We start from the raw sequence: 12,714 nt of genomic DNA on the forward strand, positions 1-12,714 counted from the left end.
TTTAGGGATTTAGTAATTGGCTGACCTGATATTCCAGTTCTTTCTGTTTGTTGACCAAAGCCTGAACAGTGCTGTACATTTCAGACTCTGAGGCCCAGTCTTTGTTCATTGCTGCAATCAGTGCCCGGTTGATTTCGAGGGCTTGGAGCAAATATTCCAAGGTCAGGGATGGGTTTGATTGAAGAATAGAGGAAATAGACTCCCCCAATGAAATAGGGGAGTAGTAGATGTCGGAAAGATGAAGGTGTATATTGAATTCCATGTGGTTTTTTATTTTTTGATGGATTCAAGTTGATGAATATCAATGGGATAGGGTATTCTTAAAGGGAATAGTTTAGAAAGGGTTTTGAATAAAATATTCAGACCTAGGCAAATGGAAGGCAGGCATGCCATAGGATTGAATAAATTTTATTGACCGTCCCTATGGGACTTTGAAAAAACTCTGTTTCTTTTATTTCCAGAGGTTAAAACCTCTGGCTAAGAGATGAGTCGTTCCTACGGAACTCCTAAATAAGATTCTTGAAATAGAAAGGATTGATATTTTTTAGAACCGTTCATTCGGGATTGAGATCTGGATTAATGAAGGTTTCCATTCCAATGCCGTAGGCATGGACGATCCTATAGCCAGCCATTTCAATGGCTGGAAAACATGGTCGATCTAGAATTCCAGTAAATGCCATAGGCATGGCCGATATAGTAGGGGGCTGGCCAAACCTGATCGCTACAATAATTTTTACGCCGCCGCGTCAATAAAGGCCGAGTTGGTGTAAGAATTAGAGACAGCAAATGTCTTGATTCGTGCGGACATACTTGGATATAATCATCCAACAGAATATTTTAGTTTAGTCAATTCGTCAGAAATCCTTAATTTCCCTTTCTAAACACTTCACCTATGAACGAAAAGATCCACCACGGCAGAAATATCAAGCGATTCAGGGAAATGATGGGAATCAAACAGGAGGCCTTGGCATTTGAGCTAGGGGAAGACTGGTCCCAGAAGAAAATCAGCTTGCTTGAGCAAAAAGAAGAAGTGGAGGATGAGTTACTTCGACAGGTGGCTGAGATTTTAAAAGTGCCTGCTGAAGCGATTAAGAGTTTTTCAGAAGAAGTGGCAATTCAGATATTCAATAATACTTTTAATGATAGTGCAGGGATTAATGCTCCAGGCAATAAAAATACAGTAAATATCGAATGTGCCATAAACCCAATAGACAAGTGGGTAGAAGCATTGGAAGAAAACAAAAAGCTTTATGAGCGCCTTTTAGAATCGGAGCGAGAGAAGGTGGAGATTATGCAAAAGATGTTGGAGAAGTAGGGGCCTTTCTGTTGACCTCGAAGTTTTTTGATTATACTAAAAATATTTATTCTATAGGATAATAAAACGTTCATACTCCCGGCCACTTTACGGGACTACGCCTAGATAATTGATCTGACTACCCTAAAACGGGGTTTCTAAAATTATCTGCAGCGGATATGGCTTGGCTGTCTGGTGGATTTTTAGCACAAAATTCAATAGTATTCCTGCCATTAAGCTTTGCACAAATGTTTAACAGAAGTATTACTACCGCCATATTGCCATACCGCCTGTTGGGCATAGTTTAGTCAATAGAAGCATCTAAAAACATTTGCCCATATTCACTAACCAAATACATTTGCTTTTCTATTGTAATTTGCTTATCGAATACTTTGTCTTCAACACCTTCCTTTTTGTACTCTTGGATAATTTCTTTCATGGAATTCTCAAGTTCTTTGTATTCCTCCTCTAAATTAGTGTGATACCAATCAACAAGCCTTATCAATCCTAAACTGACTAAATTATCGAAGTAAAGGTCAATATTTTGAGGATTGTCGAGATTTACCGCTTTTTGCAAAGATGTGACATTTAAAGCTATATGCACAAAAGTTGATTTCGAAGGGTCTTCATGAAAAACAATGTCGATACGTGGTATGTCTTTCTTATTTTTTAAATAAGTAAGAATTCTGGCTTCGTCAGGGGAGAGTCTATCTATGAGATATATAAAGCCGGGATGTGCTTTACTTATAGTTTCTATTGACGACGCAGATGTCAATAGTTTCACAAAGGCATTACTAAGTTCTTCATTTGAAACATAAGTAAATCTTTGTAAAACCGGCATTGAAATTTCTGTCGGTACTTCGGTTATATATTTTTCTGGAATATTATTCAGTCTTTCTTCATACTTTTTTAAATTAGCCTGAAAGTAAATTCTTGTTCTTTCATTTACCCATTTGATTGGCCATAGAACAGTATTTCCTAAATCGATTATCGTACTCAATGCAGTGCCTACATTTTTTGCAGGTGGACCTATTAAATCGTCGTAAGCTTTTTCGACGACCTTCATTTGTCCAATGTTGACAATTGCATTTACTTTACTTTGTTCGTCCATATAGTTTGAAATTTTTGATATCTAAAAAAATTACACCCAACGGTCTCTATTATTTCAAGTATAGGAATTTACTCCTTGGACTTGTTGGCTTAATCTTTACTTACTTGTTTTCTAAAATTACTATTGTTAATTCCAAAACCTCGATTTGCTATTAATCGTTGTGTGCCTTGAATGGTGAATATAGACGAAAAAGATGGTCGTTCAAATGGGTGAAGTCCATTAAGCGCTGGAGTTCCCAATAATAATCTGGACAGGCTATTACCCGAAGCTAAGTGAGAGGCGCATCCTAGGCTTATGGCTCACGGCCGTCTACTTGATTGCAACAGTTTTTTACTTATTTCTTTTTCTCATGAATTCAACACACATTTTTTGACTGGTTTTACTTATAAAATATTACGTCTCTTCAAATGACATATATTTTAGGCTAAATCCTGTCTGCTGCTACTTAACCTTCTCAAGATGAATAATAGTTATTTTACCGTTGTCATCCACTTTCACAGTTCCTTGAACTTGAATCTCGTTATGAGTAACGGTTACTTTTGAACCTGTATTTAAAAGAAAGGAATGGATGTGTAGTTCATTGAGTATTCAGTTAAATAAAAATAAATCTCATGACCAAATGAGTTGTTACATTTCTTGCAAGAAAGAGTATTCGTTTTTCCACCTAGAGATTTAGGTGTAATGTCTTAAAGAGTTAGGAAATTCTCTTTGGTTACATCAAGGTCATCTTTTGAAAATTGGAGTAAGCAAGTAGGACAAATAAATGTTTGTTCGAACTGCAACTCTAAGTCGAATAAGCCTTGATCAATCAGACTTTGAAGTTGAGCGGAATAAACATCAAAAAGCTGTTTCCTTTTTTCCTTTCCTATCATTTTTTTAGTTCTTGCTTTAAGCGTTCATTAGGTAATTTCTATAGAAAGAGTCGAATTCTGGACATTGCTCTAACTTAAAATACTGCTGTAGTAAATTTTTGAGAGGCTTCTGTTTTTTCTTATCGCTTGCTTTGTCAAAACCCTTCAGTTTTTTCGTCAATGCTTCATCACTTAATGCAAAATCCACAAGATTACTTTCAGTTAAGTTATAACAAGCATCATTTATAAGGTTGTTATAGTACTTTATAGCCCTTGTATAGATCAAGAAATCATGTAAATTAATTGAATCGCTTTTATTAGGAGCATCCAAGTTATAAGTGGTCTTATGATAGTTGACGTTTGGGAGGACATATTTGTCATAATACTTATCGGACTCGGAAAATTGATTTTCTTTCTTAAAGACCCTGTGGACAACCGAATTTCGGTGTAATCTGTAATAGTTTATTAGGTGAAATTCAGGTTTAGACTTTAAAGTCGAACCGTCTTTAGATTTACAATTCTCAATGACTTGATTAAATGCGTCCAAGTCTTTTCTACCACTTTTTGTTTTCCAGTTTTGGATAGAGTTCAATTTGATCATCAGCTTTTTTAGATCTCTGAAAAATGAATCAGCGACATTGAAGACAGATAGAATATAGAAGTTATAGATGTGTTGACGGGAAGAATCAAGACTTTGGATATTGTGATTCTTTACTGTAAAGTTTTTGGCTACTGTATTGAGTTCATTTTCTGGAGTAACTCCTTTAATCTTACATTTATCTACATAGTCATTAATGACTAATTCAATAGTAGTTGGAATTGAATCATAAAAGCCTAATGTCTTTCGTAACTCTCCTATTATCTTGAATTGAGGCTTATTTGTAAAATATCCTGGTGCTTTCATTCTTTAATTGATGCTAACACTTGTAAAAATACAATTGCGTATATATCATATATATATTAATTCTATTCTGCTTTTAATGTTTTGTTTATCAGTTATTTAAAATAAAAATGAGACAGCAAAATGACAACAAACTTTTGTTGACGGATCAATAGATGTTATTGAAAAATGAAGTCTTTCAGTTCCGATAATCCAACAAAACTTTAAGAACGGCATCAAAACCTTTAGTTCCTATACCCAGTACAGGGTATTTTTTGTATCCTCTTTTTAGATGAGAATTTTAACCTTCAAAATCCTTTTCCAGCATCGAGTGCCGATAATAAAGGTGGATAAAATCGCGAAGCTTTATCGGGAGATCTATATTCTCAAAAACCATCTCCTTCCAAAAAAAATCGGATTAGAAAGCCAAAGAAATCGGTTAAGAGTTACAAACACGATGTATATCGGGAGCATACCAGTTTGTATTTTTTTTTCAGACTTTTTACTTCAGGCTTCTGACTTTCAATTTTAGACTTTTCACTTTAGCATTTAGACTTTCAATTTCACAATCCTGCACCCAAGTAGAAAAATATATTATATAGTTAGGTGTTTGCTTTTATTTTTAGCACTTGATTGGTTAGTTCAATAATCTCAAATTCATATATTTTCTCCAAATCCGTATTGTAAATTTTTAGGATTTTTGTTTTTTCATTGTACTCCCAACTTCCTTTTGCCATATAATGAGCATCATTAGCACCTAACACTCTATATTTAATTTCTCCATTATCATCAAAAACGAAAACTTGTCTATACCTGCTTGCAGGAAAATCATTGTAATCACCGGGGCGGAAAATTTCAATTTCTTCCGAAGTCTTCTCTTCATAAGCCTCTATCCATTTCATTTTAAGTATGGATGTTTGGATTTTTTCGTCCTCCTTTTCACACCCCAAGATGAGCATACTCAATAATAAGGCAAGAGGTAAAATAGTTAGGTTTCTCATAAATATGGTTTAAGTCAATAGGTGTGGTCCAGATAGGTGCTTTATATAACCGCCAACATCTCTATAAATCCCATTAATCCACTTTATTGGATCTATATCGAAATTGGCAAAAGGTCTTCTTTACGGGTGTTGTAACCAAATTAATGATTTCGTCGATCTTGTCAAGCGGACTCTTGGGGTTTTTAATCAATAAAGCTGGAGTTACTGCTATTCAACTTCAATACAATAAGTTCAGGCCATATACCAACCCGACTAGGGAAGACCAAGGATCCAAAGCCAAGGTTCACATTCAAGTAGCGGGCTACTTACTCGTAAAAATCTGCAATTAATTTTTAACTTTAAATTATAAGAATATGAAAGAGTTAAGTATTGAAAAAATGCAGATGGTAAGTGGAGGAAAAATGAATAATGCTACACAATGCATTGGAGGTATTGTTGCGACTGCAGCTCTTGGAGCAACTGCTTTTTTTGCTCCAGTTGCATTTATGGGGGTATTAATGACCGGTGCTGGTTTGCAAGCGGTAGCCTCCGTTTCTGCGGCTGCAGGTATAGCTATATATGAGGGTTGTTAAATCTATCAACGCCAAGCGATCTTAACGTTAAGTCGCTTGGTTTTAAACGGACACTAATGAATATTAAATATTTAAAAATTCTTATACCGCTTTGGTCTATTGCAATTATAGCATTTGTCTATTTTAATTCAAGTGGTATGAATATTTTACCAATGCTTGCTGTTTTATGTATGGCAGCAGGTTTTAACTATGCATTATTAAAGTATCTCAGAACTATACCAACAGAAAGTAATCAAAAAAGTATGAAAAGATTTAATCAATTTGAGGAAAATGTCAAAATAGCAAAGCCGTTAAGGATGACTGGCTCGATTCTTTTCATGATTCTTATGGTTATGTGGCTAGATCTAGTTGAGTTTAAGTACGAAGGTTATTTCAGTTTAGTGGTAATGGCAATATTATTGACTTATGTCTTATGGGGAGTTATTTTTTTCAACAAACAACCTAAATCTCAAAATTGAAATTTAAGGAAATGATTTAGATAATTGTACCCCAAAATTTCCTGCTGCGTGTAGTTTCCTCCCTGATTCTTTGAAGTGCAAACAGGCACTGAGTGAAATTTGTAATTCCACCCTCATAATATAACAATTTAGAATTGGCTTGTATGTCCAGTCAAAAGCATACTTTTTAATATAAACTATTTTCTGAAAAATTCCCTCCAGCCAACATCACTACTTCCTCTTCAACTTCAACACCGTAATTTCCGGCCAGATTCCCACTCGTCCCGGGAAAGCCACGAATCCAAAGCCACGGTTGACATGTAAGTAGCGACCTAGTTCCTCGTATAAACCTGCCCATTTAGGATAACGGAGGGATACCGGGCTCCATTTAATAAAACCTGGAATTTCGATCCCAAACTGCATTCCATGGGTATGTCCACTCAAGGTGAGATGGATAAATTGGGAGAAATTTTTCACCTGCTCATCAAAATGAGAAGGGTCGTGGCTCATCAGGATTTTAAAGCTTTGATCACTGAGATTTGATGTAGCTTTCTTTAGGTCTCCATATTGACCAAATCCTTTTCCCCAATTCTCTATCCCAATCAGGTCAATGCTTGCGCCTTCTTTTTCAAGCTTCACATTTTCATTACGCAAGAGTGTAAAACCCAATTCTTTTTGGATTTCGTACAGGCGCTGCATATTGGCTGCTTTGGCCTCCCTGCTTGGCCAGGAAACATAATCCCCGTAGTCATGATTGCCTAAAATGGAGTAGATCCCCATAGGTGCCTTCAGCTTCTTGAAAGTATCAATCCAAGGTTCCATTTCTGTCGCTTGGTTGTTTACCAGATCGCCAGTAAATAGGATGACATCAGATGTTTGCTGATTGATAAGATCAATGCCGTATTCTAATTTCTTTTTATTGTCAAAACTTCCGGAATGGATATCTGAAATCTGCGTAATCGTAAAGCCATCAAACTCCTCGGGTAGGTCGTCAAATTCCAGGGTGTGATTTACTACCCTGTATCTATATTTGCCTATTAATACGCCATGCAATATTCCTAAAAAAGGAATTGCGGAAAGTACCAATGCAGTTTGACTGATAAACTTCCGGCGATCAGCTAGAAAATCACCTTCCCGGTTTCCGGTAAGGGATTGATAGGTTCCACTTAAGAACCGAACGAGATCCTCTCCAAATAGAAATGCCAGAATGATCAACTTTGGAATCAAGGACAGTACGAGCAAGGAAATAACCCTTCCAAAGTTGGGAGTAGGACTACTACGGCTGAAGGTCAGAAAACCGTAGGCGACAAAAAGGTATACTGAAATTGAGAAGATCCAAAAGCTGATCTTAATCCAGTTTTGCTCTGGGAATAATGTCGAGAATGCTTGATAGGAATACCAGTCGATAAGGAATACAAAGACTAGGAGAATTGCAATACGTAACAATAGAGGAGTATTTTATTGAACGGGGAATTGTAAGATGATTTGCCGAATACTATATAAGCAAGGGCAGAATAGATTAACCTTCTACGTAGTATATGCCTGTTTGGGTAAACAGATTAAAGAATTTTACTTAAAATTTCTCAGGTATCTAAAGAAAGGGGAGTTCTTAGGTCTGATTTCTTGAAATAACTGAGTTATCAATAAGATCCAACTCCGTTATTTGACTTAATAACCCAGGAATACTTCCTAAGGAAATGAAGCTTGACCTAAGATGATACCCAAATTCTATTTCTTTTTTTATCGGGTAAATCCACTTTCCTTTCCCTTTTTTGTTTCTTTGCACCCGAAATAGTTGGAATTAAGCCCATCGAACCTATGAGACAGCTACTCCTTAGACCCGGAGCGGAAGAATTGACCTATGAGATTCGCGGTATTGTGAAGAAAGCGCGTCAAGTGGAAGCCTTGGGCTATTCTATGACTTGGGAAAATATCGGTGATCCTATCCAAAAGAGCAATCATGTGCCTGATTGGATGAAAGAGATTATCGCTGATTTATTGAAAGAGGATAAAACTTACGGCTATGCCGATTCTAAAGGAGTGCTGGAAACACGTAAGTTTCTTGCTGATCTAAATAATGAAAGGGGAGGTACCCAAATCACAGCCGAGGATATTTTATTCTTCAATGGCTTGGGCGACGCTATCGCAAAGCTGTATCAATTTTTGATCCCTACGGCAAGAATTATCGGTCCATCTCCTGCCTATAGTACCCATAGTTCTGCTGAAGCTGCTCATGCCAATGCTGCCCCTATCACCTACAAACTTGATCCTGATAATCAGTGGCTTCCGGATATGGAGGATTTGTATTTGAAGGTCCGTTATAATCCATCAATCGTTGGAATCTTGATTATCAATCCTGATAATCCAACAGGGATGGTGTATCCAAGGGAGGTTTTGGAGGCTTTTGTGAAAATTGCTGAGGAGTTTAATCTACTGCTCATCACCGATGAGATTTATCAGAATATCACCTATAACGGAATTACAGCTGTTCCATTGGCTGAGGTAATCGGAGACAGACCTGCAATTTCATTGAAAGGAATCTCCAAGGAATTCCCATGGCCAGGTTCACGCTGTGGCTGGATGGAATTTTACAATCGGGAATCATCCAAAGAATTCTCCAAGCTTTGCCAGACGCTGGAAAATGCCAAAATGATAGAGGTTTGCTCTACTATTTTACCACAACTAGCTATCCCGAAAATCATGAAGCATCCAGCTTATTTCAAGTACAGGGAAGAGGCAAATGCCCAAATCGGCAAGCGAAGTGAGTGGATGAGTGAAATCTTGGGGGATATTCCGGGAATAAAGTTTAACCCAACCCAAGGAGCTTTTTATAATACCATTGTATTTGAGGAGGGAGTATTGAAAGAAGATCAGTTTCTTCCGATTGAAGATCAGAAATTACAAAGTTTGCTGGATTCATGGCTGGAAGAGAAAAACATGCCTTTGGATAAGCGCTTTGTTTATAATTTATTGGCAGCCGAGCAGATTTGCGTGGTTCCTATTTCCTCTTTCTGCTCAGATTTGAGAGGTTTCCGAGTCACACTTTTGGAGGAGAATGAGGAAGTATTTAAGAATACGTTTAGAAGACTGGGGACAGCGATTAGGAGGTATTTGAGGTCGGAAGTGGAAGTATCAAATTAAAAGTCTGAATGCTGAAGTGAAAAATCTAAAAACCTGAGCTATTCAACGTTAAGAGTTTCTCTTGGCGTTGAGGACCATTGTGGTGAAAATTGCAGTTAACTCGCAGGCTTCTCTATGAAGTGGCTTTATCCTTTCTTCATGAGAAGTTCCTGATTCAGAAATCAGTTCAAGCCAAAAGATTGTTTCATCAGCTTCCTCTTGAACTACTGATAACTTGGAAATGAATTCAGCTCTCGAGCGACCTCGCTGAGAGGATCTATAATTTGCTCCTATCGAGGTCCCAGATCTGACAATTTGTTTTCCAAGTTCAAACCCAACTGTGTTTTTGGGGAGTTCTGAAACAAGCTTTATAATTTCCAAAGCAAATGCTTTTGTTCTTTGCTTCAAGTCTTTATCCATGATGGTTTACATTTTTAGATTTCAAAATTCATATTTCTGATTTTCATAGTCTTCAAATACTAATTAGCGAAAACTTTAAGCTTTTTAATTTCATCCTTCTGATTTTCAATGATCTCTCACTTTAATCATTGAATCTGGAACAATAACTTCCTCCTCGCCCGATTCCTTTGAAAAAGTAGATAAATCAGGTTGCCCGGCATTTACCCAGGCGGTGAACCAAAAGTCGGCGATCATCCTAATGGATTTTTTCATTTGTCGCTCGATCTGGCTATTCAATGCAAGAGCGTAGGCTTCAGTGAATTCTCTGGAGTAAACGCGAACAGTTAGATTGTTTCTCTCCTCATAGCTGTATTTCTGATCAGGAGAGAAGTTTTTCGTTAGGTCTCTTTCAATAGCCAACACGCTGTCAACTTGTGCATGTGCAGCGGCGACGGCATCCCAAAGTGCCAATTGCGGTTTTTCTACATACTCCGCCTGCCCAACCCAAAGTGGATAATCTTTTGCCTGAAGCTCGGGAATCCGACTTTCCCAGAATCCATGGATACCAACTTGATCTGTAAGCTGTCCATTATAGTTCACCGTGGTATGGAGCGGCACATTCAAATCACCTATGTAATGACCCAAGTCTGCGGACAGTCTGAGGATAGCCGCTGAGTTTTTGGCTTCGAAAGCTTTGGTGAGATTTAAAAAGGTGAAATAGGCAGACCAAGGTCCGATTCCGTTCATTCTCAAGCTGTCTTCTGAGAATTTTTCAACGGCTTCATTCCAGTATTTAGGGAGAATTTGCAAAGCTGAATCTCCATAAATGTCCAAGTCTATGTAGTGCTTTTCTGCTTCTCCTTCCACTGCATATCGTCTGCGGTCTGGGTTTACTGCATTTTCAGTAATGTATTGTATTTGAGGTTTGTAAAAACCAATCATTTCTTCGGGGAGAGAAAACACCGCCAGTCTATTTATCAAGGAATGTGCATAGAAACCCCAGGTAAATGCTGTTTCAAAAATTAAAAAAATGGCAAATATCAAGATTAGAAAAATTCTCATATCTAAAAATAATCAAAATCTTTGGCAGATAAATGGTCGGATAATCGGTATATTTGCCCAGCAATCGAAGGTTTTGCCAAATTATTGGATTTGAAAATGGCTGCTTTGATGGGGAATGTTTAAAATTCCTTTGGCAGATTTAATAAAATACAATAACTTTGCACTCCGATTCAGGATAGGGACACGTAAAGAAATTCAATTAATATCAAGATATGGCAAATCACAAATCAGCTCTGAAGAGAATTCGTGCTAACGAAGCTAAGCGTTTGAGAAACAGATATCAGGCTAAAACAACTAGAACTTTCATCAAAAGATTGAAAGCAACTACTGATAAAGTAGAAGCTTCTGAGCTTTACAAGAAAGTATCTTCTATGTTGGACAAGTTGGCTAAGAAGAATGTGATTCATAAGAACAACGCAAGTAACAAAAAATCAAGATTGGCCAAGTTCGTTTCTGCTCTAGGTTAATTCTCTAAGATTTTTATTTCTCTAAAACCCTGCTTGTCAGGGTTTTTTTTGTCCTCTTAAGTATTTAAATTCATAGATCATTTTTTAATTGAGCACTATGGATACTTACTCCTCTATCAAAATTTCCCAACTCGCAGAAGAAGATCGCCCAAGAGAAAAACTACTCCTCAAAGGGAGGTCAGCCTTAACAGATGCCGAACTCATTGCAATCCTGATTGGCTCAGGCACTCCTTCAGTCAGCGCAGTGGATCTATCGAAGCATATTCTTGCTAATGTGAATTATGACCTTCGGGCTTTGGCAAAACTCTCAATTCAGGATTTGAAGAAATTTAAGGGAATAGGGGAAGCAAAAGCCATCTCTATCATTGCTGCGATGGAATTGGCTCGTAGAAGGAAGGATTCTGAACCTGTGGTAAAGCCTAAGATTAGCAGTTCGCAGGATATTTATGATCTGATGCGCCCAGAGTTACTTGATGAGCAGGTTGAGTATTTTTATTTGATTTTATTGAATAGAGGCAATCAGGTGATGAAGAAGTACCTAGTGTCCCAAGGTGGTACTGCAGGAACAGTTGTAGATCCTAAAATCGTTTTCAAAATAGCCTTGGAGCACCTGGCTCAGTCAATAATATTAGTTCATAATCATCCTAGTGGTAATTTAAGCCCCTCTGAACAAGACAAGCGGCTGACTCAGCGTTTGGTCAAAGTAGGTAGAGAATTAGATTTGCCTATACTTGACCATGTGATTTTTACAGATAGTGGCTACTTTAGCTTCGCCGATGACGGCATTCTCTAATTAATCAGGAAACATCCTGTTTAAACCAGGTGAATTCTCTATAGGCTAGTTCACCTTTGAGTGGAAAATTATTGAGACATGAAAAACAATACAATTATACTTCTGATTATCTCAGTGGTGGTTTTTGCTGCGGTCGTTTACACTTTGACGAGTGCTGAATCTCCTGAAGATTACATTGAAAAAATAGAGGCTGAGCGGGAAAGACAGTTTAAGTTTATCCGGTTCAACTTTGAATCCCCACTTACTGATGAACAGAAGGCTTCTTTTACCAAATTGAATTTTTATCCAATCGACCCAAACTACAAGGTGAAGGCACGGATGGTGGCGATAGAAGACAGGAAGGTAAGAGAGGTCCCGCTTACGGATGGGACAAAGGAGAAATACATAGAGCACTCCTGGGCTGAATTTGAACTGAATGGTAAGACTGAGAAACTCTTGCTGCTCCAGGCGATGAATGAACCGGACAAGCGTAATTTCTTTTTGGCCTTTGCCGATGAAACCAGTGCTGTTGAGACCTATGGAGGAGGACGATATATCAACGCCCGGCAGGATGGGAAGAATAGCATCACCATTGATTTCAATCTGGCATACAATCCATATTGTGCCTATAATCCAGATTATGGCTGCCCGCTGCCACCTAAAGAAAATTTACTGGACATCCCAATTCCAGTTGGTGAGAAAAATTACGGGAAATAGCCTTTCTGACTAGCTCAAATCTCTTAAATTT

General features: G+C 37.7%; 16 protein-coding genes. 8 read left to right on the top strand and 8 right to left on the bottom strand.

Going from position 1 to position 12,714, the window contains the following annotated elements:
- Nucleotide 1: 1 nt before the first annotated feature.
- Both AACZ73_RS13480 and AACZ73_RS13485 read right to left on the bottom strand, forming a co-directional pair.
- Nucleotides 2-262 (bottom strand): hypothetical protein, encoded by a 261-nt coding sequence (locus AACZ73_RS13480; RefSeq protein WP_339878584.1) that lies wholly within the window; start codon nt 260-262, stop codon nt 2-4.
- A gap of 292 nt (nt 263-554) precedes the next feature.
- Nucleotides 555-680 carry a hypothetical protein gene (locus AACZ73_RS13485; RefSeq protein ID WP_339878585.1) on the bottom strand — a complete coding sequence of 42 codons (126 nt, stop codon included), beginning with the start codon at nt 678-680 and terminating at the stop codon, nt 555-557.
- Nucleotides 681-892: 212 nt separating this feature from the next.
- On the opposite strand from AACZ73_RS13485, the gene AACZ73_RS13490 reads away from it, so the two are divergent.
- The gene (locus tag AACZ73_RS13490) at nt 893-1,315 is read left to right on the top strand and encodes a helix-turn-helix transcriptional regulator (protein ID WP_339878587.1); all 423 of its coding nucleotides are present in this window, start codon (nt 893-895) and stop codon (nt 1,313-1,315) included.
- 283 nt (nt 1,316-1,598) lie between these two features.
- Here the strand turns inward: AACZ73_RS13490 and AACZ73_RS13495 are convergent, their stop codons facing one another.
- From AACZ73_RS13495 to AACZ73_RS13505, 3 genes are all read right to left on the bottom strand, one after another.
- Complete coding sequence (locus AACZ73_RS13495; RefSeq protein ID WP_339878589.1) at nt 1,599-2,405, bottom strand: DUF4393 domain-containing protein; 807 nt, start codon at nt 2,403-2,405, stop codon at nt 1,599-1,601.
- Between the two features lie 888 nt (nt 2,406-3,293).
- Nucleotides 3,294-4,160 carry a hypothetical protein gene (locus AACZ73_RS13500; protein WP_339878591.1) on the bottom strand — a complete coding sequence of 289 codons (867 nt, stop codon included), beginning with the start codon at nt 4,158-4,160 and terminating at the stop codon, nt 3,294-3,296.
- A gap of 578 nt (nt 4,161-4,738) precedes the next feature.
- Nucleotides 4,739-5,137 (bottom strand): hypothetical protein, encoded by a 399-nt coding sequence (locus AACZ73_RS13505; protein ID WP_339878593.1) that lies wholly within the window; start codon nt 5,135-5,137, stop codon nt 4,739-4,741.
- Nucleotides 5,138-5,280: 143 nt separating this feature from the next.
- Here AACZ73_RS13505 and AACZ73_RS13510 point away from each other — a divergent pair, with 143 nt between their 5' ends.
- From AACZ73_RS13510 to AACZ73_RS13520, 3 genes are read left to right on the top strand one after another with little or no spacing between them, the layout of a single operon-like run.
- Nucleotides 5,281-5,466 (top strand): hypothetical protein, encoded by a 186-nt coding sequence (locus tag AACZ73_RS13510; protein WP_339878594.1) that lies wholly within the window; start codon nt 5,281-5,283, stop codon nt 5,464-5,466.
- A gap of 24 nt (nt 5,467-5,490) precedes the next feature.
- Complete coding sequence (locus tag AACZ73_RS13515) at nt 5,491-5,709, top strand: hypothetical protein (protein WP_339878595.1); 219 nt, start codon at nt 5,491-5,493, stop codon at nt 5,707-5,709.
- 56 nt (nt 5,710-5,765) lie between these two features.
- Entirely contained in the window at nt 5,766-6,167 is a 402-nt protein-coding gene (locus AACZ73_RS13520) for a hypothetical protein (protein ID WP_339878597.1), read from the top strand.
- 210 nt (nt 6,168-6,377) lie between these two features.
- Here the strand turns inward: AACZ73_RS13520 and AACZ73_RS13525 are convergent, their stop codons facing one another.
- Nucleotides 6,378-7,592: a metallophosphoesterase gene (locus tag AACZ73_RS13525; protein ID WP_339878599.1), complete on the bottom strand. Its 1,215-nt coding sequence runs from the start codon at nt 7,590-7,592 to the stop codon at nt 6,378-6,380.
- A 372-nt stretch (nt 7,593-7,964) separates the two neighbouring features.
- Between AACZ73_RS13525 and AACZ73_RS13530 the strand changes: the two genes are divergently transcribed.
- Nucleotides 7,965-9,287: a pyridoxal phosphate-dependent aminotransferase gene (locus AACZ73_RS13530; RefSeq protein WP_339878601.1), complete on the top strand. Its 1,323-nt coding sequence runs from the start codon at nt 7,965-7,967 to the stop codon at nt 9,285-9,287.
- A 48-nt stretch (nt 9,288-9,335) separates the two neighbouring features.
- On the opposite strand, the gene AACZ73_RS13535 is transcribed toward AACZ73_RS13530, so the two are convergent.
- Both AACZ73_RS13535 and AACZ73_RS13540 read right to left on the bottom strand, forming a co-directional pair.
- Nucleotides 9,336-9,686: a four helix bundle protein gene (locus AACZ73_RS13535; protein ID WP_339878603.1), complete on the bottom strand. Its 351-nt coding sequence runs from the start codon at nt 9,684-9,686 to the stop codon at nt 9,336-9,338.
- 105 nt (nt 9,687-9,791) lie between these two features.
- Nucleotides 9,792-10,727, bottom strand: coding sequence for a zinc dependent phospholipase C family protein (locus tag AACZ73_RS13540; protein WP_339878605.1), 936 nt, complete (start codon nt 10,725-10,727; stop codon nt 9,792-9,794).
- 212 nt (nt 10,728-10,939) lie between these two features.
- On the opposite strand from AACZ73_RS13540, the gene rpsT reads away from it, so the two are divergent.
- The 3 genes from rpsT to AACZ73_RS13555 all read left to right on the top strand — a co-directional run bounded on the left by rpsT (nt 10,940) and on the right by AACZ73_RS13555 (nt 12,683).
- A complete protein-coding gene (rpsT, locus tag AACZ73_RS13545; RefSeq protein ID WP_057937416.1) occupies nt 10,940-11,194 on the top strand; it encodes a 30S ribosomal protein S20 in 255 nt (84 codons plus the stop codon).
- A gap of 97 nt (nt 11,195-11,291) precedes the next feature.
- Entirely contained in the window at nt 11,292-11,987 is a 696-nt protein-coding gene (gene radC / locus AACZ73_RS13550) for a DNA repair protein RadC (protein ID WP_339878606.1), read from the top strand.
- A 78-nt stretch (nt 11,988-12,065) separates the two neighbouring features.
- Complete coding sequence (locus AACZ73_RS13555) at nt 12,066-12,683, top strand: DUF1684 domain-containing protein (RefSeq protein WP_339878607.1); 618 nt, start codon at nt 12,066-12,068, stop codon at nt 12,681-12,683.
- Nucleotides 12,684-12,714 lie beyond the last annotated feature (31 nt).

Origin of the sequence: uncultured Algoriphagus sp. (genome assembly GCF_963974835.1) — a bacterium.
GTDB lineage: Bacteria > Bacteroidota > Bacteroidia > Cytophagales > Cyclobacteriaceae > Algoriphagus.